At 70.6% G+C, this 20,937-nt stretch carries 18 protein-coding genes; 15 read left to right on the top strand and 3 right to left on the bottom strand.

Translation table 11 applies throughout. The features are described from left to right. Window positions 1-51: 51 nt before the first annotated feature. Both ACI2LW_RS03395 and ACI2LW_RS03390 read right to left on the bottom strand, forming a co-directional pair. Window positions 52-360 (bottom strand): PASTA domain-containing protein, encoded by a 309-nt coding sequence (locus ACI2LW_RS03395; RefSeq protein WP_404729384.1) that lies wholly within the window; start codon window positions 358-360, stop codon window positions 52-54. Window positions 361-492: 132 nt separating this feature from the next. Beyond that, window positions 493-999: a GNAT family N-acetyltransferase gene (locus tag ACI2LW_RS03390; RefSeq protein ID WP_404729383.1), complete on the bottom strand. Its 507-nt coding sequence runs from the start codon at window positions 997-999 to the stop codon at window positions 493-495. A gap of 98 nt (window positions 1,000-1,097) precedes the next feature. Between ACI2LW_RS03390 and ACI2LW_RS03385 the strand changes: the two genes are divergently transcribed. After that, window positions 1,098-2,390 carry a geranylgeranyl reductase family protein gene (locus ACI2LW_RS03385; protein WP_404729382.1) on the top strand — a complete coding sequence of 431 codons (1,293 nt, stop codon included), beginning with the start codon at window positions 1,098-1,100 and terminating at the stop codon, window positions 2,388-2,390. A 176-nt stretch (window positions 2,391-2,566) separates the two neighbouring features. On the opposite strand, the gene ACI2LW_RS03380 is transcribed toward ACI2LW_RS03385, so the two are convergent. Next, complete coding sequence (locus ACI2LW_RS03380; RefSeq protein ID WP_404729381.1) at window positions 2,567-3,388, bottom strand: C40 family peptidase; 822 nt, start codon at window positions 3,386-3,388, stop codon at window positions 2,567-2,569. Between the two features lie 1,290 nt (window positions 3,389-4,678). Here ACI2LW_RS03380 and ACI2LW_RS03375 point away from each other — a divergent pair. From ACI2LW_RS03375 to nuoN, 14 genes are all read left to right on the top strand, one after another. Beyond that, window positions 4,679-5,038, top strand: a complete 360-nt coding sequence (locus tag ACI2LW_RS03375; protein WP_007383963.1) for an NADH-quinone oxidoreductase subunit A — start codon at window positions 4,679-4,681, stop codon at window positions 5,036-5,038. A gap of 13 nt (window positions 5,039-5,051) precedes the next feature. Beyond that, complete coding sequence (locus ACI2LW_RS03370; protein ID WP_055635348.1) at window positions 5,052-5,606, top strand: NADH-quinone oxidoreductase subunit B family protein; 555 nt, start codon at window positions 5,052-5,054, stop codon at window positions 5,604-5,606. Window positions 5,607-5,671: 65 nt separating this feature from the next. Next, window positions 5,672-6,388 (top strand): NADH-quinone oxidoreductase subunit C, encoded by a 717-nt coding sequence (locus ACI2LW_RS03365; protein ID WP_404729524.1) that lies wholly within the window; start codon window positions 5,672-5,674, stop codon window positions 6,386-6,388. Beyond that, on the top strand, window positions 6,385-7,725 hold the full coding sequence (locus ACI2LW_RS03360; protein ID WP_404729380.1) for an NADH-quinone oxidoreductase subunit D: 1,341 nt from the start codon (window positions 6,385-6,387) through the stop codon (window positions 7,723-7,725). The genes ACI2LW_RS03365 and ACI2LW_RS03360 overlap by 4 nt, the downstream gene beginning before the upstream one ends. Continuing rightward, a complete protein-coding gene (nuoE, locus tag ACI2LW_RS03355; protein ID WP_404729379.1) occupies window positions 7,722-8,600 on the top strand; it encodes an NADH-quinone oxidoreductase subunit NuoE in 879 nt (292 codons plus the stop codon). The genes ACI2LW_RS03360 and nuoE overlap by 4 nt, the downstream gene beginning before the upstream one ends. Continuing rightward, on the top strand, window positions 8,597-9,979 hold the full coding sequence (gene nuoF / locus ACI2LW_RS03350) for an NADH-quinone oxidoreductase subunit NuoF (protein ID WP_404729378.1): 1,383 nt from the start codon (window positions 8,597-8,599) through the stop codon (window positions 9,977-9,979). The genes nuoE and nuoF overlap by 4 nt, the downstream gene beginning before the upstream one ends. Then, on the top strand, window positions 9,976-12,480 hold the full coding sequence (locus ACI2LW_RS03345; protein ID WP_404729377.1) for an NADH-quinone oxidoreductase subunit G: 2,505 nt from the start codon (window positions 9,976-9,978) through the stop codon (window positions 12,478-12,480). Before nuoF ends, ACI2LW_RS03345 begins: the two co-directional genes overlap by 4 nt. After that, entirely contained in the window at window positions 12,477-13,841 is a 1,365-nt protein-coding gene (nuoH, locus tag ACI2LW_RS03340) for an NADH-quinone oxidoreductase subunit NuoH (protein WP_404729376.1), read from the top strand. The genes ACI2LW_RS03345 and nuoH overlap by 4 nt, the downstream gene beginning before the upstream one ends. Then, complete coding sequence (nuoI, locus tag ACI2LW_RS03335; RefSeq protein ID WP_404729375.1) at window positions 13,834-14,475, top strand: NADH-quinone oxidoreductase subunit NuoI; 642 nt, start codon at window positions 13,834-13,836, stop codon at window positions 14,473-14,475. Before nuoH ends, nuoI begins: the two co-directional genes overlap by 8 nt. Then, the gene (locus tag ACI2LW_RS03330) at window positions 14,472-15,314 is read left to right on the top strand and encodes an NADH-quinone oxidoreductase subunit J (protein WP_404729374.1); all 843 of its coding nucleotides are present in this window, start codon (window positions 14,472-14,474) and stop codon (window positions 15,312-15,314) included. Before nuoI ends, ACI2LW_RS03330 begins: the two co-directional genes overlap by 4 nt. Continuing rightward, window positions 15,311-15,610, top strand: a complete 300-nt coding sequence (gene nuoK / locus ACI2LW_RS03325; protein WP_053760538.1) for an NADH-quinone oxidoreductase subunit NuoK — start codon at window positions 15,311-15,313, stop codon at window positions 15,608-15,610. Before ACI2LW_RS03330 ends, nuoK begins: the two co-directional genes overlap by 4 nt. A gap of 15 nt (window positions 15,611-15,625) precedes the next feature. Further along, entirely contained in the window at window positions 15,626-17,590 is a 1,965-nt protein-coding gene (nuoL, locus tag ACI2LW_RS03320; RefSeq protein WP_404729373.1) for an NADH-quinone oxidoreductase subunit L, read from the top strand. Window positions 17,591-17,595: 5 nt separating this feature from the next. Beyond that, complete coding sequence (locus ACI2LW_RS03315) at window positions 17,596-19,167, top strand: NADH-quinone oxidoreductase subunit M (protein WP_404729372.1); 1,572 nt, start codon at window positions 17,596-17,598, stop codon at window positions 19,165-19,167. Next, window positions 19,164-20,813, top strand: a complete 1,650-nt coding sequence (nuoN, locus tag ACI2LW_RS03310; protein ID WP_404729371.1) for an NADH-quinone oxidoreductase subunit NuoN — start codon at window positions 19,164-19,166, stop codon at window positions 20,811-20,813. Before ACI2LW_RS03315 ends, nuoN begins: the two co-directional genes overlap by 4 nt. The last annotated feature ends 124 nt before the right edge of the window (window positions 20,814-20,937 follow it).

The following is a 20,937-nucleotide window of genomic DNA, read 5'->3' as shown; positions in this document are numbered from 1 at the left end:
GCCTACGCGCCGAACCGTACACGCCCGCCGAGCCCTGCGCGCCGGACCGCCTCACACCAGGCTGGTCGCGTACGGGCCGCCCGGCTCGTCGAGTTCGCGCTGGAGGCCGCCCGTGGGCGGCCGCGGGACGCGCGGCTCGCGGACGCCTCCGCCGCCCTCTCCCGCGCCGAGGTCGAACCACACGTACACCATCGAGTCCCGCGGCACCTCGGCCCCGGGCTGCGGATACTGGCGCACCACGTAGTCGACCACGGTGAGATGGAAGTCGGGGCGGTCCGGCGCGTTGAGGAACAGGCCCCGCGCCCGGGCCGTCTCGCGCGCGTCCACGGCCATCAGTCCGATCAGACGCGGTACGCGCACTTCGGGTGTCTTGGGCGTTATGTACACAGACGTCACCCCCAGCGGTACTGGCAGGGTAGCCGCACGGGGTGCCGACCGGAAGCGTCAGATGTCTTTCCGTGACAGGAAGTTACGGTCCGTAGTCGCCGGCGATCACAGGTCGAGGCGGTAGCAGTGGCCCTCCCGCCGCGACTCCGGCGTCACGAAGGTCTCCGCGAGACGCATGCCCAGGCGCCGGGTGACCGCGATGGAACGGGCGTTGCGCGCGTCGACCATGGCCACCACGCCCGGCAGACCGGCCGCGCGCAACCGCTCCAGGGTCATGTGGGCGGCGGCGGTGACGTAACCGCGGCCCCAGTGCTCCCGGGCCAGCCGCCAGCCGATCTCGATCTCCCCGGTGGGGCCCCAGGGGCGGTCCCAGGGCTGGGCGCCGGTGAAGCCGATGACGCGGCCGGACTCGTCGAGCATCGTCCACAGGCAGAAGCCGCGCTCGGCGTCGTGCCGGCGCTGGCGGGCGGTCAGTTCCTCGTACAAGGACAGCTCCGCGGCCCTGCCGCCGTGGAACTCCATGACCTCCGGGTCGTCGAAGATCCGGTGCCAGGCCACGGCGTCCTCGTCGGTGGGGACGCGCAGCCGTACGACGGGCAGAGCTCGGTTCACGGGGGCAGCCCTTCAGCCGGGTGATCAATTCTGCTGCATAGACTGCCCATGTCCAGTGCCGGTCGGCACGCAGATTTCGAACTTGGGGAGATCCCGCCGTGACCGTCGAGACTGAGCCCCTCTCCGAGAACACCGCCGATGTGATCGTCGTGGGCGCCGGGCCGGCCGGGTCCACCACCGCCTACCACCTGGCCCGGGCCGGACTCGACGTGCTCCTGCTGGAGAAGACGGAGTTCCCGCGCGAGAAGGTCTGCGGCGACGGTCTGACGCCGCGCGCCGTGAAGCAGCTCGTGGCGATGGGCATCGACGTCTCCGAGGAGGCCGGCTGGCTGCGCAACAAGGGCCTGCGGATCATCGGCGGGGGCGTCCGGCTCCAGCTGGACTGGCCGGAGCTGGCCTCCTTCCCGGACTACGGACTCGTGCGCAAGCGCGACGACTTCGACGAGCAGCTGGCCCGGCAGGCACAGAAGGCCGGCGCGCGGCTGTACGAGCGCTGCAACGTCTCCGGGCCGATCGTCGACGACCGCACCGGCCGCATCACCGGTGTGCGGGCCAAGCTGGGCGAGGAGAAGCGCGAGGTCTCCTTCCACGCCCCGCTCGTCGTCGCCGCCGACGGCAACTCCACCCGGCTGTCCCTGGCGATGGGCCTGCACCGCCGCGAGGACCGCCCGATGGGCGTCGCGGTCCGGACGTACTTCACCTCCCCCCGCCACGACGACGACTACCTGGAGTCCTGGCTGGAGCTGTGGGACCGGCGCGGCCCGCAGGACCGGCTGCTGCCCGGCTACGGCTGGATCTTCGGCATGGGCGACGGCACCTCCAACGTCGGCCTGGGCGTGCTCAACACCTCGGCGGCCTTCAAGGAGCTGGACTGGCGCGAGATCCTCAAGGCCTGGTGCGCCTCCATGCCGGAGGACTGGGGCTACACCCCGGACAACATGACCGGCCCGATCCGCGGCGCCGCCCTGCCCATGGCCTTCAACCGCCAGCCGCACTACACGCGCGGGCTGCTGCTCGTCGGCGACGCGGGCGGACTGGTGAACCCCTTCAACGGCGAGGGCATCGCCTACGCCATGGAGTCCGGCGCGCTCGCCGCCGACGTCATCGTCCAGGCCCACGGCCGGGCGACGCCCGCCCAGCGCGAACTCGCCCTCCAGCGCTACCCGCGCGTGCTGAAGGACACCTACGGCGGTTACTACACGCTGGGCCGCGCCTTCGTGAAGCTCATCGGCAACCCCAAGGTCATGCAGATCGCCACCCAGCGCGGACTGAGCCACCCCGTGCTGATGAAGTTCACCCTCAAACTCCTCGCCAACCTGACCGACCCGACCGGCGGCGACACGATGGACCGCATCATCAACGGCCTGAGCAAGGTGGCGCCCAAGGCGTGAGTGCGCCCCGGATGCGGTACGACTGAGGCCGGCTCAGGAATGGGCCGGCCTCAGTCGTGTCATCCGGGGCGAATGGGGCGAAGTGCCCCGTGTGTGCCGGGTGGGCCGCCGACGCGGCGAGGGCCGCGGCCCCCGAGCGGCCGCGGCCCTTCAGTCCGTACGGCTGTCTCTGCGCCTCAGAGCACGCGGACCGCGCCGGTGGGCGGGTCGTAGGACAGCGGGCGCTCCACGACGCCGGAGGACGGGTTCTGGGCCCCGACGAACATGCCGTCGCCGACGTACACCGCCACGTGGTACGCGCTGCCCGCGCCGCCCCAGTAGAGGATGTCGCCCGGCTGCAGGTTGGACAGCGACACCTGGGTGCCGGCGGTCGACTGGTCCTGCGAGACGCGCGGCAGGCTGATGCCCACCTGCTTGAAGGCGGTCTGCACCAGACCGGAGCAGTCGTAGGCGGAGGGGCCGGTGGCGCCGGAGACGTACGCCTTGCCGACCTGGGCCTTGACGAACGAGATGACGGCCGCGGCGGAACCCGTCGCCGTGGACGTGCTCGTGGAGGTGGAGGTGGAGGTGGAGGTCGCCGGGGCGGCGAGGGTGGTCCGCTGGGTGCTGCGCGAGGCTCGGGCGGCGGCCTCCTTGCGCGCGGCCTCCTCGGCGGCCTTCTTCCGGGCCTCGGCCTTCTTCTTCGCCTGCGCGAGGTCCGCCTTGGCCTGCTTCGCGGCCTTTGCGGCGGCCGCGTCACGCTCGGCCTGGAGCTGGTAGTTCGCGGCGGCCTGCTGCGTGGCGTCCGCGGACTGGGCGACCTGGGCGGCCAGGTCGGCCGTCAGGGTGGGGAGTTCGAGGGTCTGCGTCACCGGCTCGGCGGCGTTCGCCGACGAGGCCGATGCGCCGGCCACTGCCAGGGTGCCGAGGACGCCGCCGGCAACACCGGCCCGCATCGCGATCTTCGACGCGCTACGGCGGGGCTTCCGGTGGCTGCGTATGTGAGCGGTGTGGGACATGGGAACAACCGGTACCAGGGGCTCCTTCATATCTTCAAGAAACGTGTGGTGCGCCACATTTACTCAATGGCCGCCCCGAACACCCGGTGCTTCGTTCTTTATTGACGCCGTAACGGACAATGCGGACACCAGTGATCATGCCTGTGATCATGGGGTTTCGCTGTTACGCCCGAATTGCCCCGCGCCTACCATCCGTTGGGACCGTTGGCCAAGCCCGGCTCTCATCGTCCTCTCATGGATGTGGCGGAGGTCACGGAACGGTCACCGCACCGCCGGGCGTCCGTACCTGAGGCCTCCTGCCGCGCCTGGAGGGTGACTTGTCCGATTCGATCACCTGGAATCCCATTTGCCTCGGGGCCGGGGAGGCGCCGGTCCGCGGGTGGGCGCCCGGAAGGCCGGTGGCGGGCCGCTCGCGCCGCCGGGCGACCGCCGTGCCGTGTCGCCCGGCGTGCGCCGTCCGAACCGCTGGGCGCATCGCCGGGCGCATCGCCGGGCACGTCGACGGACGTGCCGCCGCCGTGTCGCCCCCGTGCTGCCCACGCCGCGCGGCGAGCCGTCGGAGCGCCGCTGGGGAAAGTCGCCGCCGTGCCGCCGGCGCCGCCCGGCGAGCCGTCGGGGTGCCGCCGGACGACCCGCCCCGGGCGCGCCACCCCGCCGCCCGACGCGCCGCCCCGTCCACCCCCGCCGCCCGACACGCCGCCCCGTCCGCCCCCGCCGCCCGACGCGCCGCCCCGGCCGCGTCCCGCCCGCGCCGCTTCCGGGCGGTCTTCGCCCGCCCCTTTCCCGCCTCTTTCCCGCCCCTCTCCCGCCCCGCCTCCCCTCCCTCTCCCGCCCCTCGCGTCCCCGGCGTGGGCTTGTGAAGGGACGAACGTGTCCACTTACGGTTCCGCGGTCCCCCCGATGTGTGAAAAGCAGGCCTATACCAAGGGCTTGACGTCCACTGCGACTTTGCGCCGGACGCCGGGCATCTGATAGTGGACGCCCCCTCTGACCAGCAAAGACGTGGTCAAATGTCACCGCTCGTGATCGCTTCGGAGCTTCGAGTGTGAAGATCACCGCTCATCCGACTTCATGATCGTTCGTCAGGTGGTGGAGATCACAAAGCTTCTGGAATACCCCGTGTCGCAGATCACAGAGCGTCGGGCATAAGATGCGAGGCAGTTGGGCTTGTGACCTGCTTCACATGTTCTCGATCTTCGCCGCGACGGGTGGGGTCAAGGGGGCTGCCGAGGCGGTTGTGAGTCCGGCGATCCGCCAGCAGTCAGTGCCGACTGAGAGGAGCGAGGAGCGGTGAACGCGTATGCGCCCATCCTCGTACTGGGAGCCCTCGGGGCAGGCTTTGCGATCTTCTCCGTGGTCATGGCCACCTTGATCGGGCCGAAGCGGTACAACCGCGCCAAGCTCGAGGCGTACGAGTGCGGTATCGAGCCGACCCCCACGCCGGCCGGCGGCGGGCGCTTCCCCATCAAGTACTACCTGACGGCGATGCTCTTCATCGTCTTCGACATCGAGATCGTCTTCCTCTACCCCTGGGCCGTCACCTTCGACGCCCTGGGTGTTTTCGGGCTCGTGGAGATGCTGCTCTTCGTGCTCACCGTCTTCGTCGCCTACGCGTACGTGTGGCGGCGCGGCGGCCTGGAATGGGACTGAGGGGCCTTAGGACATGGGACTCGAAGAAAAGCTGCCGAGCGGATTCCTGCTGACGACCGTCGAGCAGGCCGCGGGCTGGGTGCGCAAGGCGTCCGTCTTCCCGGCCACCTTCGGCCTCGCCTGCTGCGCGATCGAGATGATGACCACCGGCGCCGGCCGCTACGACCTGGCGCGCTTCGGCATGGAGGTCTTCCGCGGCTCGCCCCGGCAGGCGGACCTGATGATCGTGGCCGGCCGGGTCAGCCAGAAGATGGCACCGGTGCTCAGGCAGGTCTACGACCAGATGCCCAACCCGAAGTGGGTGATCTCCATGGGCGTCTGCGCCTCCTCGGGCGGCATGTTCAACAACTACGCGATCGTCCAGGGCGTCGACCACATCGTCCCCGTCGACATCTACCTGCCCGGCTGCCCGCCGCGGCCCGAGATGCTGATGGACGCCATCCTCAAGCTGCACCACAAGATCCAGAACTCCAAGCTCGGCGTGAACGCCGAGGAGGCGGCCCGCGAGGCGGAGGAGGCGGCGCTCAAGGCCCTGCCGACGATCGAGATGAAGGGGCTGCTGCGGTGAGCGAGGCACACGGCAAGGGTGCCGCCGGCGGGAACGGGACCAACGGGGTCAACGGGACCAACGGCGTGAACCCCGAGAAGGACCTCTCCGCGGAGAACCTGCCGGGGCAGCGCGGTCAGGGCGGCGAGGAGATCCGCGTCCAGCGCGGCATGTTCGGCGCCAACAACGGCGGCGACACCTCCGGCTACGGCGGCCTGGTCCGCTCGGTCCGGCTCCCGGGACCGGCGAGCAGGCCCTACGGCGGGTGGTTCGACGAGGTCGCCGACGAACTCGAGGGCGCGCTGGAGGAGCAGGGGCTGCTCCCGGACAACGCCATCGAGAAGACGGTCGTCGACCGCGGCGAGCTCACCTTCCACATCGAGCGCGAGCACCTGGTCCGTGTGGCCCGCACCCTGCGCGACGACCCCGCGCTGCGCTTCGAGCTGTGCACCGGCGTCAGCGGCGTCCACTACCCGCACGACAAGGGCCGCGAGCTGCACGCCGTCTACCACCTGCGCTCGATCACCCACAACCGGCTGATCCGCCTCGAGGTGAGCGCCCCCGACAGCGACCCGCACGTGCCGTCACTGATCCCGGTCTACCCGACCAACGACTGGCACGAGCGCGAGACCTACGACTTCTTCGGGATCGTCTTCGACGGTCACCCGGCCCTGACCCGGATCATGATGCCGGACGACTGGCAGGGCCATCCGCAGCGCAAGGACTACCCCCTCGGCGGCATCCCCGTCGAGTACAAGGGCGCCCAGATCCCGGCTCCGGACCAGCGGAGGTCGTACTCGTGAGCACGCAGTCAGCATCCGCCGCGTCGGCCGCCTCCGGCCGCGAGACCACCGAGGGCACCGTATATACGGTCACCGGTGGCGACTGGGACGAGGTCGTCCAGTCCGCGGCCCGCGCCGACGACGAGCGCATCGTCGTCAACATGGGTCCGCAGCACCCCTCCACCCACGGGGTGCTCCGCCTGATCCTGGAAATCGACGGGGAGACCGTCACCGAGGCGCGCTGCGGCATCGGCTACCTCCACACCGGCATCGAGAAGAACCTCGAGTACCGGACGTGGACGCAGGGCACCACGTTCGTGACGCGCATGGACTACCTGACGTCCTTCTTCAACGAGACCGCCTACTGTCTCGCCGTCGAGAAGCTGCTCGGCATCGAGGACCAGGTCCCCGACCGCGCCACGATCATCCGGGTGCTCCTGATGGAGCTGAACCGGCTCTCCTCCCACCTGGTGTGCATCGCCACCGGCGGCATGGAGCTCGGCGCCACCACGATCATGATCTACGGATTCCGCGATCGTGAAATGATTCTCGACATCTACGAGCTCATCACGGGCCTGCGGATGAACCACGCGTACATCCGGCCCGGCGGACTCGCCCAGGACCTGCCGCCCGGCGCGGTGGACCAGATCCGCGAGTTCGTGAAGAAGATGAAGAAGAACCTCCCGGAGTACGACAAGCTCGCCACCGGGAACCCCATCTTCAAGGCCCGTATGCAGGACATCGGCTACCTCGACCTGGCCGGCTGCATGGCTCTGGGCGCCACCGGTCCCATCCTGCGCTCCACCGGCCTGCCGCACGACCTGCGCAAGGCGCAGCCGTACTGCGGATACGAGACCTACGACTTCGACATCCCGACCGCCGACACCTGCGACGCCTACGGCCGCTTCCTCATCCGCCTGGAGGAGATGCACCAGTCGCTCAGGATCGTCGAGCAGTGCCTGGACCGGCTCCAGCCCGGCCCGGTCATGGTCGCCGACAAGAAGATCGCCTGGCCCGCCCAGCTCGCCCTCGGCCCGGACGGCCTGGGCAACTCCCTGGACCACATCAAGAAGATCATGGGCACCTCCATGGAGGCCCTGATCCACCACTTCAAGCTGGTCACCGAGGGCTTCCGGGTCCCGCCCGGCCAGGCGTACGCGGCGGTCGAGTCGCCCAAGGGCGAACTCGGGGTGCACGCCGTGTCCGACAGCGGCACCCGCCCCTACCGGGTCCACTTCCGCGACCCGTCCTTCACCAACCTGCAGGCCATGGCGGCGATGTGCGAGGGCGGCCAGGTCGCCGACGTCATCGTCGCCGTCGCGTCCATCGACCCCGTGATGGGAGGCGTCGACCGGTGAGCACCTCTTCCTCGGAGCGCGGCGTCAGCCTGGGCATGCCCGAACTGCCCGCGCCCGACTACCCGGACGACGTCCGCGCCCGCCTGGAGGCGGACGCGCGCGAGATCATCGCGCGCTACCCGGACTCCCGGTCCGCCCTGCTGCCGCTGCTGCACCTGGTGCAGTCGGAGGAAGGACACGTCTCGCGCACCGGGATGCGGTTCTGCGCGGACGTGCTCGGCCTGACGACGGCCGAGGTCGCCGCGGTCGCCACCTTCTACACCATGTACCGGCGCAAGCCCGGCGGCGACTACCAGGTCGGCGTGTGCACCAACACCCTGTGCGCGGTGATGGGCGGCGACGCGATCTTCGAGACGCTCCAGGAGCACCTGGGGGTCGGCAACGGCGGCACCACCGACGACGGCAAGGTCACCCTGGAGCACATCGAGTGCAACGCGGCCTGCGACTACGCGCCGGTCGTGATGGTCAACTGGGAGTTCTTCGACAACCAGACCCCCGGCAGCGTGACGCGGATGGTCGACGACCTGCGGGCGGGCCGCCCGGTGTCCCCGACCCGCGGCGCGCCCCTGTGCACGTTCAAGGAGACCTCCCGCATCCTGGCCGGCTTCCCGGACGAGCGGGAGGGCGCCACCGAGGGCGGCGGCAGCGCCGGACCCGCCTCGCTGGCGGGCCTGCGCCTGGCCAGGGGAGAGACCGCGCCGGCCCGCGTGGTCCACCCGCGGGAGGGCGGCCCGCACGACGAGCCCCGCGACGCCACCGGGCGGGACGCGTCCGCCACCAAGCACCTGAGCTCGCACGACGCGCCCCAGGACACATCGGCCTCCGACCCGTCCCACCCGGCCGGGCCCGTCGCCGAGGAGGGGGAGGAGTCATGACCTTGGCACCGGAGAACGGCGGCACCGCCCGCCCGGGCGGCTTCGAGGACGGGACGGCGAGCAGCCCGGAGAAGCTGCTCGCACCCGTGCTGTCGGCCTTCTGGGACGAGGACAGGTCCTGGACGCTGGACGTCTACCGCCGGCACGAGGGGTACGAGGGACTGCGCAAGGCCCTCGCCATGTCACCGGACGACGTCATCGCGTACGTCAAGGACTCCGGTCTGCGCGGGCGCGGCGGCGCGGGCTTCCCCACCGGAATGAAGTGGCAGTTCATTCCCCAGGGCGACGGCAAGCCGCACTACCTCGTCGTCAACGCCGACGAGTCGGAGCCGGGAACCTGCAAGGACATCCCGCTGCTGTTCGCGAACCCGCACAGCCTCATCGAGGGCATCGTCATCGCCTGCTACGCCATCAGGTCCTCGCACGCCTTCATCTATCTGCGCGGCGAGGTCGTCCCCGTGCTGCGGCGGCTGCACTCCGCCGTGCGCGAGGCCTACGCGGCGGGCTACCTCGGCAGGAACGTCCTGGGCAGCGGGCTCGACCTGGACATCACCGTGCACGCGGGCGCGGGCGCGTACATCTGCGGCGAGGAGACCGCGCTGCTGGACTCGCTCGAGGGCCGCCGCGGCCAGCCCCGGCTGCGTCCCCCCTTCCCGGCCGTCGCGGGCCTGTACGCGTGCCCCACTGTGGTGAACAACGTGGAGTCGATCGCGTCGGTTCCCGCCATCCTGAACAACGGCAAGGAATGGTTCCGGTCGATGGGCAGCGAGAAGTCCCCGGGCTTCACGCTCTACTCGCTCAGCGGCCACGTCGCGAACCCCGGCCAGTACGAGGCCCCGCTCGGCATCACCCTGCGCCAGCTGCTCGACATCAGCGGCGGGATGCGGCCCGGGCACCGGCTGAAGTTCTGGACGCCGGGCGGCTCCTCCACCCCGATGTTCACCGAGGAGCACCTGGACGTCCCGCTCGACTACGAAGGGGTGGGCGCCGCCGGCTCCATGCTCGGCACCAAGGCCCTGCAGTGCTTCGACGAGACGACCTGCGTGGTGCGGGCCGTGACCCGGTGGACCGAGTTCTACGCCCACGAGTCCTGCGGCAAGTGCACCCCGTGCCGCGAGGGCACCTACTGGATGGTGCAGCTGATGCGGGACCTCGAGGCCGGCAAGGGCCGGATGTCCGACCTCGACAAGCTGTACGACATCGCCGACAACGTCAACGGCAAGTCCTTCTGCGCCCTCGGCGACGGCTCGGCGCAGCCGATCTTCTCGTCCCTGAAGTACTTCCGCGAGGAGTACGAGCAGCACATCACGGGCCGGGGCTGTCCCTTCGACCCGGCCAAGTCCACGGCCTGGGCCGACCGCACGGAGGTGAACGCATGACTGTGACCACCAACGCTCCCTCCGGCGGGGGAGAGGCGGCGGTCCCGCCGGAAGACCTGGTGACGCTGACCATCGACGGCGCCGAGATCAGCGTGCCCAAGGGCACCCTGGTCATCCGGGCCGCCGAACAGCTCGGCATCGAGATCCCCCGGTTCTGCGACCACCCGCTGCTCGACCCGGCCGGCGCCTGCCGCCAGTGCATCGTCGAGGTCGAGGGCCAGCGCAAGCCCATGGCGTCGTGCACCATCACCTGCACCGACGGGATGGTGGTGCGGACCCAGCTCACCTCGCCGGTCGCCGAGAAGGCCCAGAAGGGTGTGATGGAGCTGCTGCTCATCAACCACCCGCTGGACTGCCCGGTGTGCGACAAGGGCGGCGAGTGCCCGCTGCAGAACCAGAGCATGTCCCACGGCAGTGCCGAGTCCCGCTTCGACGGCAGGAAGCGGACGTACGAGAAGCCCGTGCCGATCTCGGCCCAGGTGCTGCTGGACCGGGAGCGGTGCGTGCTGTGCGCCCGCTGCACCCGGTTCTCCAACCAGGTCGCCGGCGACCCGATGATCGAACTGCTGGAGCGGGGCGCGCTGCAGCAGGTGGGCACCGGCGAGGGCGACCCGTTCGAGTCGTACTTCTCCGGCAACACCATCCAGATCTGCCCGGTCGGCGCGCTCACCTCGGCGGCGTACCGGTTCCGCTCCCGCCCCTTCGACCTCGTCTCCTCGCACTCGGTGTGCGAGCACTGCGCGGGCGGCTGCGCCACCCGCACCGACCACCGGCGCGGCAAGGTCATGCGGCGGCTCGCCGGCAACGACCCCGAGGTCAACGAGGAGTGGATCTGCGACAAGGGCCGGTTCGCCTTCCGCTACGCCCAGCAGAAGGACCGGCTGACCACGCCCCTGGTACGCAACCCGGAGGGCGAGCTGGTCACGGCGTCCTGGCCGGAGGCGCTGGAGATCGCCGCCCAGGGGCTGCTCGCCTCGCGCGGCCGGACCGGCGTCCTCACCGGCGGGCGGCTCACCGTCGAGGACGCCTACGCGTACAGCAAGTTCGCGCGTGTCGCCCTCGACACCAACGACATCGACTTCCGCGCCCGCGTGCACAGCGGCGAGGAGGCCGACTTCCTGGCCGCCCGGGTCGCCGGGCGCGGCCGGGACCTCGACGGCACGGGTGTCACGTACACCTCGCTGGAGAAGGCGCCCGCCGTCCTGCTCGTCGGGTTCGAGTCCGAGGAGGAGGCACCCGGGGTCTTCCTGCGGCTGCGCAAGGCCTGGCGCAAGCACGGTCAGAAGGTGTTCTCGCTGGCCACGCACGCCACCCGGGGCCTGGCCAAGGCGGGCGGCACCCTGCTGCCGGCCGCGCCGGGCACCGAGAACGAGTGGCTGGACGCGCTGGCCGGCGGCGTCGGCCTGGTGGAGAGCGGAGCGCGGGCCGCCGAGGCGCTGCGCGCCGAGGGCGCGGTGATCGTCGTCGGCGAGCGGCTGGCCTCGGTGGCCGGCGGTCTCAGCGCCGCCGCCCGGGCCGCCGCCGCGACCGGCGCCCACCTGGTGTGGATCCCGCGCCGGGCCGGAGAGCGCGGCGCGATCGAGGCCGGGGCGCTGCCCTCGCTGCTGCCGGGCGGTCGTCCGGCGACCGACCCGCGCGCGCGGGAGGAGGTCGCCGCCCTGTGGGGCGTCGCCGGACTCCCGCACCGCTACGGCCGTGACACCGGCCAGATCGTCGAGGCCGCCGCCGCGGGCGACCTGCAGGCACTGCTGGTCGCCGGTGTGGAGGTGGCCGACCTGCCCGACCCGGCACGCGCGCGTGCCGCGCTGTCCGAGGCCGGCTTCGTGGTGTCGCTGGAACTGCGGCCCAGCGAGGTCACCGAGCACGCGGACGTCGTCCTGCCGGTGGCCGCCGTCGCCGAGAAGGCCGGCACCTTCCTCAACTGGGAGGGCAGGGTGCGCTTCTTCGAGGCCGCGCTCAAGCCGGACCAGATGACCCGTCCGGTGGCGCCCACCGATCTGCGGGTGCTGCAGATGCTGGCCGACGCCATGGACGTGCACCTGGGCCTGCCGGACCTGCGCACCGCGCACGCGGAGCTGGACCGGCTCGGCGCCTGGACCGGGCCGCGCGCCGACGACCCGCGGGAGACCGCGGGCGTACTGCCCCGGCCCGCGGCCGGCGAGGCCGTGCTCGCCGGGCACCGGCTGCTGCTCGACCAGGGCGTCCTCCAGGACGGCGACGAGGCGCTGGCCGGGACCCGGCACGCCGCGCACGCCCGCCTGTCGGCCGCCACGGCCGCCGAGGCGGGTGTCGCGGACGGCGAGACGGTCGCCGTGACCGGCCCGGCCGGAGCCGTCGAACTCCCCCTGGAGATCACCGAGATGCCCGACCGGGTGGTGTGGCTGCCGCTGAACTCCGTCGGCGCGGGCGTCGCCTCCGACACCGGGGCGCTGCCCGGCTCCCTGGTCCGCATCGGCCCGGCGCCGCGCGCGACCGAGGCCCCCGAGGAGGTTGAGGCATGAGCACGTACCACGCCGCGGAGAACCTCTCGATGTTCGGCACCGACCCCTGGTGGCTGGTCGTCGTCAAGGCGGTGTTCTGCTTCGCCTTCCTGATGGTGACCGTGCTGTTCTCCATCGTCTGGGAGCGCAAGGTCGTCGCCTGGATGCAGCTGCGCATCGGCCCCAACCGGCACGGCCCCTGGGGCATGCTCCAGTCGCTCGCCGACGGTGTGAAGCTGATGCTGAAGGAGGACCTCGTCGTCAAGCGCGCGGACAAGGTCGTCTACGTCCTCGCGCCGATCGTCGCGGCCATCCCGGCCTTCATGGCGATCGCGGTGATCCCCTTCGGACCCGCCGGCAACGAGATCTCGGTCTTCGGCCACCGCACCGCGATGCAGCTGACCGACCTGCCGATCGCGATGCTCTACATCCTCGCGGTCGCCTCCGTCGGCATCTACGGCATCGTGCTGGCGGGCTGGAGCTCCGGCTCCACCTACCCGCTGCTGGGCGGCCTGCGCTCCTGCGCACAGATGATCTCCTACGAGATCGCCATGGGGGCCGCGTTCGCCTCGGTGTTCCTCTTCTCCGGTTCGATGTCGACGTCGACGATCGTCGAGCAGCAGCACGACCGCTGGTACATCCTGCTGCTGCCGGTCTCCTTCATCCTCTACGTCGTCACCATGGTGGGCGAGACCAACCGCGCCCCGTTCGACATGCCGGAGTCCGAGGGCGACCTGGTCGGCGGCTTCAACACCGAGTACTCGTCGATCAAGTTCGCGATGTTCATGCTCGCCGAGTACGTCAACATGGTGACCGTCTCGGCCGTGTCGACCACGCTGTTCCTGGGCGGCTGGCGGGCCCCGTGGCCGATCAGCACCTTCTGGGAGGGCGCCAACCACGGCTGGTGGCCGCTGCTCTGGTTCACGATCAAGGTGCAGCTGCTGCTGTTCTTCTTCATCTGGCTGCGCGGCACGCTCCCGCGGGTCCGCTACGACCAGCTGATGAAGCTCGGCTGGAAGGTGCTCATCCCGGTCTCCGTCGTCTGGCTGATGCTGGTCGCGACCGTGCGCACCCTGCGCAACGAGAACTACGGCTTCGCCGACGTCGCCCTCTACGTCGGCGGCGGCGTCCTCGCCCTGCTGCTCCTGTCCTTCGTCGCCGACCTCTTCCGGGAGAAGGCGAAGAAGGAGGAGGGTGCGGCTCCGGAACCGGCCGCCTTCGACCCGATGGCCGGCGGATTCCCCGTACCGCCGCTGCCGGGGCAGGAACTGCCGCCGGTGCCGCGCCGCCGCCCGCGCGGAGAGCGGCAGTTGATTGTCAGTGGCGGACCCGATACTGCCAGTGACGGATCTCTGGATGGAAAGGAGGCGTCCGATGGCTGAGGAGCCCAAGGAGACCAAGCCCGGTTTCCTGAACCCCGTGGCCGGCTTCGGCGTGACCTTCAAGGCCATGTTCAAGAAGCGGCTGACCGAGCAGTACCCGGAGCAGAAGAAGACCACGGCTCCGCGCTTCCACGGACGGCACCAGCTCAACCGCCATCCGGACGGCCTGGAGAAGTGCGTCGGCTGCGAGCTGTGCGCCTGGGCCTGCCCCGCCGACGCCATCTATGTGGAGGGCGCCGACAACACCGACGAGGAGCGCTACTCGCCGGGCGAGCGCTACGGCCGCGTGTACCAGATCAACTACGCCCGCTGCATCCTGTGCGGCCTGTGCATCGAGGCGTGCCCCACCCGCGCGCTGACGATGACCAACGAGTTCGAGCTGGCCGACTCCAGCCGGGCCAACCTCATCTACACCAAGGAACAGCTGCTGGCCGGCCTGGACGAGGGCATGGTCGACACGCCCCACGCCATCTACCCGGGCACGGACGAACAGGACTACTACCGGGGCCTGGTGACCGAGGCCGCGCCCGGCACGGTGCGCCAGGTCGCCCGCTCCAAGGGCGAGGTGCCGCAGGAGGCCGCCACCACCTCCGGCGAGGACGAGCCGGCGTCGGAGAAGGTGATCGGCCGATGACCGCTCAGCTCGCCGCCTACTCCACCTCCACCGGAGAGGCCTTCCAGTTCTGGGTGCTCGGCACCGTCGCGGTGATCGGCGCCCTGTGCACCGTCTTCATGAAGCGGGCCGTGCACAGCGCGCTGTGCCTGGCCGGCACCATGATCGTCCTCGCGGTGTTCTACCTCGCCAACGGCGCCTACTTCCTGGGAATCGTGCAGATCGTCGTCTACACCGGCGCGATCATGATGCTGTTCCTGTTCGTGGTGATGCTGGTCGGCGTGACGGCCGCGGACTCGCTGAAGGAGACCATCAAGGGCCAGCGCTGGCTGGCCCTTCTGTGCGGGGCCGGCTTCGGCGTCCTGCTGATCGCCGGGATCGCCAACGCCTCCCTGAAGGACTTCAACGGCATCGGCCGGGCGAACGCGGGCGGCAACGTCGAGGGCCTGGCAGCACTGATCTTCACCAAGTACGTCTTCGCCTTCGAGCTCACCGGCGCCCTGCTCATCACGGCCGCCGTCGGCGCCATGGTGCTCACCCACCGCGAGCGCACCGAGCGCGCCAGGACCCAGCGCGAGCTGTCCGAACAGCGCGTGCGCGAGGGCACGTACGTACCGCCGCTGCCCGCCCCCGGCGTCTACGCCCGGCACAACGCGGTGGACATCGCCGGCCTGCTGCCCGACGGCACCCCCTCCGAGCTGACGGTCAGCAAGACGCTGCGCGAGCGCGGCCAGGTCCGTGACGTCTCGGCCGAGGCGCTGAACGACCTGAAGGCCCTGGAGCAGCGCGCCCAGGAGCGGCTGGAGCGCACCGCGATCGAGCCGGCGACCTTCCAGCGGCCCGAGGAGGCGTCCAAGTGAACCCCGTCAACTACCTCTACCTCGCCGCCCTGCTGTTCACGATCGGCGCCACGGGAGTGCTGATCCGGCGCAACGCCATCGTCCTCTTCATGTGCATCGAGCTGATGCTGAACGCCTGCAACCTCGCGTTCGTCGCCTTCTCCCGGATGCACGGCAACCTCGACGGCCAGATCATCGCCTTCTTCACGATGGTCGTCGCCGCAGCGGAGGTCGTGGTGGGGCTCGCGATCATCGTGTCGCTGTTCCGTTCCCGCCACTCGGCCTCGGTCGACGACGCCAGCCTGATGAAGCTGTAAGGGGTCGGAAGAATCGTGGAGAACCTGATTGCGCTGCTGATCGCGGCGCCCCTGCTCGGAGCGGCCGTCCTCCTGGTCGGCGGCCGGCGCCTCGACGCCGTAGGCCACTGGCTCGGCACGCTGCTGTCGACCGCATCCTTCGTGATCGGCCTCGTCCTCTTCGCCGACATGCTCGGCAAGAACGCCGAGCACCGCACGATGATCCAGCACCTGTACACCTGGATCCCGGTGGAGAGCTTCCAGGCGGACGTCGCCTTCCGCCTGGACCAGCTGTCGATGACGTTCGTGCTGCTGATCACCGGCGTCGGCTCACTGATCCACCTGTACTCGGTCGGGTACATGGAGCACGACGAGCGCCGCCGCCGCTTCTTCGGCTATCTGAACCTGTTCCTCGCGGCGATGCTGCTGCTCGTCCTCGCCGACAACTACCTGCTGCTGTACGTCGGCTGGGAGGGCGTGGGCCTCGCCTCCTACCTGCTGATCGGCTTCTGGCAGCACAAGCCCAGCGCGGCGACCGCGGCGAAGAAGGCCTTCCTGGTCAACCGGGTCGGCGACATGGGCCTGTCGATCGCCATCATGATCATGTTCGCGACGTTCGGGTCGTTCGCCTTCGGGCCGGTGTTCGCCCAGGCGGGCGCCACCTCCGAGGGCAAACTCACCGCCATCGGCCTGATGCTGCTGCTGGCCGCGTGCGGCAAGTCCGCCCAGGTGCCGCTGCAGTCCTGGCTCGGTGACGCCATGGAGGGCCCGACCCCGGTCTCCGCCCTCATCCACGCCGCGACCATGGTGACCGCGGGTGTGTACCTGATCGTCCGCTCGGCGGCGGTCTTCAACGCGGCCCCCGACGCCCAGCTGGTCGTCACCGTGGTCGGCGCGGTCACGCTCCTGTTCGGTGCGATCGTCGGTTGCGCGAAGGACGACATCAAGAAGGCACTGGCCGGTTCGACCATGTCGCAGATCGGCTACATGGTGCTGGCCGCGGGCCTCGGCCCCATCGGCTACGTCTTCGCGATCATGCACCTGGTGACGCACGGCTTCTTCAAGGCCGGCCTCTTCCTCGGCGCCGGCTCGGTCATGCACGGCATGAACGACGAGGTCGACATGCGCCGCTACGGCGGACTGCGCAAGTACATGCCGGTCACGTTCATCACCTTCGGACTCGGCTACCTCGCCATCATCGGCTTCCCGGGCCTGTCCGGCTTCTTCTCCAAGGACAAGATCATCGAGGCGGCCTTCGCCAAGGGCGGCACCGAGGGCTGGATCCTCGGCGGCACCGCCCTGCTGGGCGCGGCCATCACGGCGTTCTACATGACGCGCGTGATGCTGATGACGTTCTTCGGCGAGGAGCGCTGGCGCAACCGGCCGGCCCCGTCCCCGGCCGAGCCCGACGTGGAGCCGGCCGCCGGCGAACACGGCGGGGCGGCCACCGGGCACGCCACGGGCGAGCCGCACCCGCACGAGTCGCCCAAGGTCATGACGATTCCGATGATCGTGCTGGCCGTCGGGTCGGTCCTCGGCGGCGCGTTCTTCAGCATCGGCGACCGCTTCCTGCACTGGCTGGAGCCGGTCACCGGGCACAGCGAGGGCGACTCGCCGGTCAGCGCCTGGACGGTCACCGGAGCCACCATGGTCTGCCTGGTCGTCGGCGTCGCCATCGCCTGGGCGCAGTACGGCCGCAGGCCGGTCCCGGCCGTGGCCCCGCGCGGGTCGCTGCTCACCCGGGCCGCCCGGCGCGACCTGCTCCAGGACGACTTCAACCACGTGGTCCTGGTCCGGGGCGGCGAGCACCTCACCCGGTCCCTGGTCTACGTCGACCACACCCTGGTCGACGGGGTCGTCAACGGCACGGCGGCCTCGATGGGCGGCCTGTCCGGGCGGATGCGCCGGCTGCAGAACGGCTTCGTGCGCTCGTACGCGGTCTCGATGTTCGGCGGTGCGGCGCTCCTGGTCGCCGCGACCCTGCTGATGAGGGCGGTCTGATACCGATGTCCTTTCCCCTGCTGACAGCGACGGCGGTGCTCCCGGCCGCGGGAGCCGTCGCCACGGCCGCCGTGCCGGCCGCCCGGCGCACCGCCGCCAAGTGGCTCGCACTGCTCGTCTCCCTGGCCACGCTCGCGCTGGCCGGCACCGTCCTGGTCCGCTTCGACCCCGGCGGCGCGCGCTACCAGCTCACCGAGTCCCACTCCTGGATCGCTGCCTTCGGCGTCCGCTACGAGCTGGGGGTGGACGGCATCGCGGTGGCGCTGATCGCGCTGACCGCCCTGCTCATCCCGTTCGTGATCCTCGCGGGCTGGCACGACGCCGACCCGCTGGAGACGGGAAGCCGCCGCTGGCGGCCGACGCAGGGCTTCTTCGCGCTGATCCTGGCCGTCGAGGCGATGGTGATCATCTCCTTCGAGGCCACGGACGTCTTCCTCTTCTACATCTTCTTCGAAGCCATGCTGATCCCGATGTACTTCCTCATCGGCGGCTTCGGGGACCGCGCCCACGAGCACGGCGAGGAGGCGGCCTCCACCCAGCGGTCGTACGCGGCGGTGAAGTTCCTGCTGTACAACCTGGTCGGCGGTCTGATCATGCTGGCCGCGGTGATCGGCCTGTACGTGGTCGCCGGGAACTTCTCCCTCACCGAGATCGCCCAGGCCCGGGCCGACGGCTCGCTGCACTTGGCCACCAGCACCGAACGCTGGCTGTTCCTCGGCTTCTTCTTCGCCTTCGCGGTGAAGGCGCCACTGTGGCCGCTGCACACCTGGCTGCCCAACGCCATGCAGGAGTCGACCGCCCCGGTCGCCGTCCTCATCACGGCGGTGGTCGACAAGGTGGGCACCTTCGCGATGCTCCGCTACTGCCTCCAGCTGTTCCCCGAGGCCAGCAAGTGGGCCACCCCGGTCATCCTGGTCCTCGCCCTGATCGGCATCATCTACGGGGCGCTGCTCGCGGTGGGCCAGCGGGACATCAAGCGCCTGATCGCCTACGCGTCGATCTCGCACTTCGGCTTCATCATCATGGGCATCTTCGCGATGACCAGCCAGGGCCAGTCCGGCGCCACGCTGTACATGGTCAACCACGGCATCTCGACGGCCGCGCTGATGCTGGTCGCCGGCTTCCTGATCTCCCGGCGCGGCTCCCGGCTCATCGCCGACTACGGCGGGGTGCAGAAGGTCGCCCCGGTGCTCGCCGGCACCTTCCTGATCGGCGGTCTCGCGACGCTGTCCCTGCCGGGACTCGCGCCCTTCGTCAGCGAGTTCCTGGTCCTGGTCGGCACCTTCACGCGCCACCCGGCCATCGGGATCATCGCCACCTTCGGCATCGTGCTCGCCGCGCTCTACACCCTGGTCCTGTACCAGCGGACGATGACCGGGCCGGTGAAGCCGGAGGTCTCGGCCATGCCGGACCTGCGGGTGCGGGAGCTGGTCGTGGTGGCCCCGCTGATCGTGCTGCTGATCTTCCTGGGCGTCTATCCGAAGCCCGTCACGGACATCGTCAATCCGGCGGTCAAGCAGACCATGTCCGACGTACACCAGACCGACCCCAAGCCCGAGGTGGAGGCGGCCAAGTGAGCGCAGCAGCCGTCCACAGCCTGTGGACAACCGCGGCCGACCCGATCTCGAAGATCGACGCGCCGAAGATCGAATACGGGCAGTTGTCGCCCACGCTGATCGTCGCGGGCGCGGCGCTCATGGGCGTGCTCGTCGAGGCGTTCGTGCCGCGCAAGTCGCGTTACTACGCGCAGGTGTTCGTCTCCGTCGTCGCGCTGTGCGCCGCCTTCGCCGCGGTCGTGGGGCTCGCGGCGGACGGCTACGGCACCACGAAGGCCCATATCGCGGCCATGGGCGCCATCGCCGTGGACGGCCCCTCGCTGTTCCTGCAGGGCACGATCCTGCTGGCGGCGCTGGTCGGCCTGTTCACCTTCGCCGAACGGCGCCTGGACCCCGAGGCGCACGGCAACCGGGTGGACTCCTTCGCCGCGCAGGCGGCGTCGGTGCCGGGCAGCGACGGCGAGAAGGCCGCGGTCAAGGCCGGTTTCACCACCACCGAGGTCTTCCCGCTGCTGCTCTTCGCGGTGGCCGGCATGCTGGTGTTCCCCTCGGCCAACGACCTGCTGACGCTGTTCGTGGCGCTGGAGGTCCTCTCGCTGCCGCTGTACCTGCTGTGCGCCCTGGCCCGCCGCAAGCGGCTGATGTCGCAGGAGGCCGCGGTCAAGTACTTCCTGCTGGGCGCCTTCGCCTCCGCGTTCACCCTGTTCGGCATCGCCCTGCTGTACGGGTACGCGGGCTCGGTGTCGTACGCCAGGATCGCGCAGGTCGTCGACGGCAACGTGCCCGACATCGACCCCGCCCTCGCCAACACCATGGGCAACGACGCGCTGCTGCTCGTCGGTGTGGCGATGGTCGTGATGGGCCTGCTGTTCAAGGTGGGCGCGGTGCCCTTCCACATGTGGACGCCGGACGTCTACCAGGGCGCCCCGACCCCGGTCACCGGGTTCATGGCGGCGGCGACCAAGGTGGCCGCGTTCGGCGCGCTGCTGCGGCTGCTGTACGTGGTGCTTCCGGGCATGCGCTGGGACTGGCGGCCGGTCATGTGGGCCGTCGCCGTCGTCACCATGCTGGGCGGCGCGATCGTGGCCATCACCCAGACCGACATCAAGCGCCTGCTGGCGTACTCGTCGATCGCCCACGCCGGTTTCATCCTCGCCGGTGTGATCGCGACCACCAGGGACGGCGTCTCGTCCGTGCTGTTCTACCTGGCGGCGTACTCCTTCGTGACGATCGGCGCGTTCGCCGTGGTCACGCTGGTGCGCGACGCGGGCGGCGAGGCGACGCACCTGTCCAAGTGGGCCGGCCTCGGGCGGCGCTCGCCGCTGGTGGCGGCCGTGTTCGCGGTGTTCCTGCTGGCCTTCGCGGGGATCCCGCTGACCAGCGGTTTCGCCGGGAAGTTCGCCGTGTTCAAGGCCGCGGCCGACGGCGGGGCGGTGCCCCTGGTCGTCATCGGTGTGATCTCCTCGGCGATCGCGGCGTTCTTCTACATCCGGGTGATCGTGCTGATGTTCTTCAGCGAGCCGCGTCCGGACGGGCCGACGGTGGCCGTGCCGTCGCCGCTGACCATGACCGCGATCGGCGTGGGAGTGGCGGTCACGGTGGTGCTGGGTGTGGCCCCGCAGTACTTCCTCGACCTGGCGAACCAGGCGGGGGTGTTCGTGCGCTGAGGCGCCCGTGGAAGCGGGGGGGGGGGGGGGGCCCCCCCCCCCCCGGGGCGCCCCCCCCCCCCCCCCCGGGCGCCCCGCCCGCCCCCCCCCCCGCGGGGGGGCGGGGGGGGGGCCGGCGGGGGAC

Origin of the sequence: Streptomyces sp. NPDC004065 (assembly GCF_044903565.1) — a bacterium.
GTDB lineage: Bacteria > Actinomycetota > Actinomycetes > Streptomycetales > Streptomycetaceae > Streptomyces.
This window is presented reverse-complemented; position numbering and strand designations above follow the sequence as displayed.

Bases quoted from the DNA above. Each gene is read 5' to 3' on its own strand.
- ACI2LW_RS03370 (WP_055635348.1), top strand. From the start codon at position 5,052: ATGGGACTCGAAGAAAAGCTGCCGAGCGGATTCCTGCTGACGACCGTC.
- nuoF (WP_404729378.1), top strand. From the start codon at position 8,597: ATGACCTTGGCACCGGAGAACGGCGGCACCGCCCGCCCGGGCGGCTTC.
- nuoI (WP_404729375.1), top strand. From the start codon at position 13,834: ATGGCTGAGGAGCCCAAGGAGACCAAGCCCGGTTTCCTGAACCCCGTG.
- nuoH (WP_404729376.1), top strand. From the start codon at position 12,477: ATGAGCACGTACCACGCCGCGGAGAACCTCTCGATGTTCGGCACCGAC.
- ACI2LW_RS03345 (WP_404729377.1), top strand. From the start codon at position 9,976: ATGACTGTGACCACCAACGCTCCCTCCGGCGGGGGAGAGGCGGCGGTC.
- ACI2LW_RS03315 (WP_404729372.1), top strand. From the start codon at position 17,596: ATGTCCTTTCCCCTGCTGACAGCGACGGCGGTGCTCCCGGCCGCGGGA.
- ACI2LW_RS03380 (WP_404729381.1), bottom strand. From the start codon at position 3,388: ATGTCCCACACCGCTCACATACGCAGCCACCGGAAGCCCCGCCGTAGC.
- ACI2LW_RS03330 (WP_404729374.1), top strand. From the start codon at position 14,472: ATGACCGCTCAGCTCGCCGCCTACTCCACCTCCACCGGAGAGGCCTTC.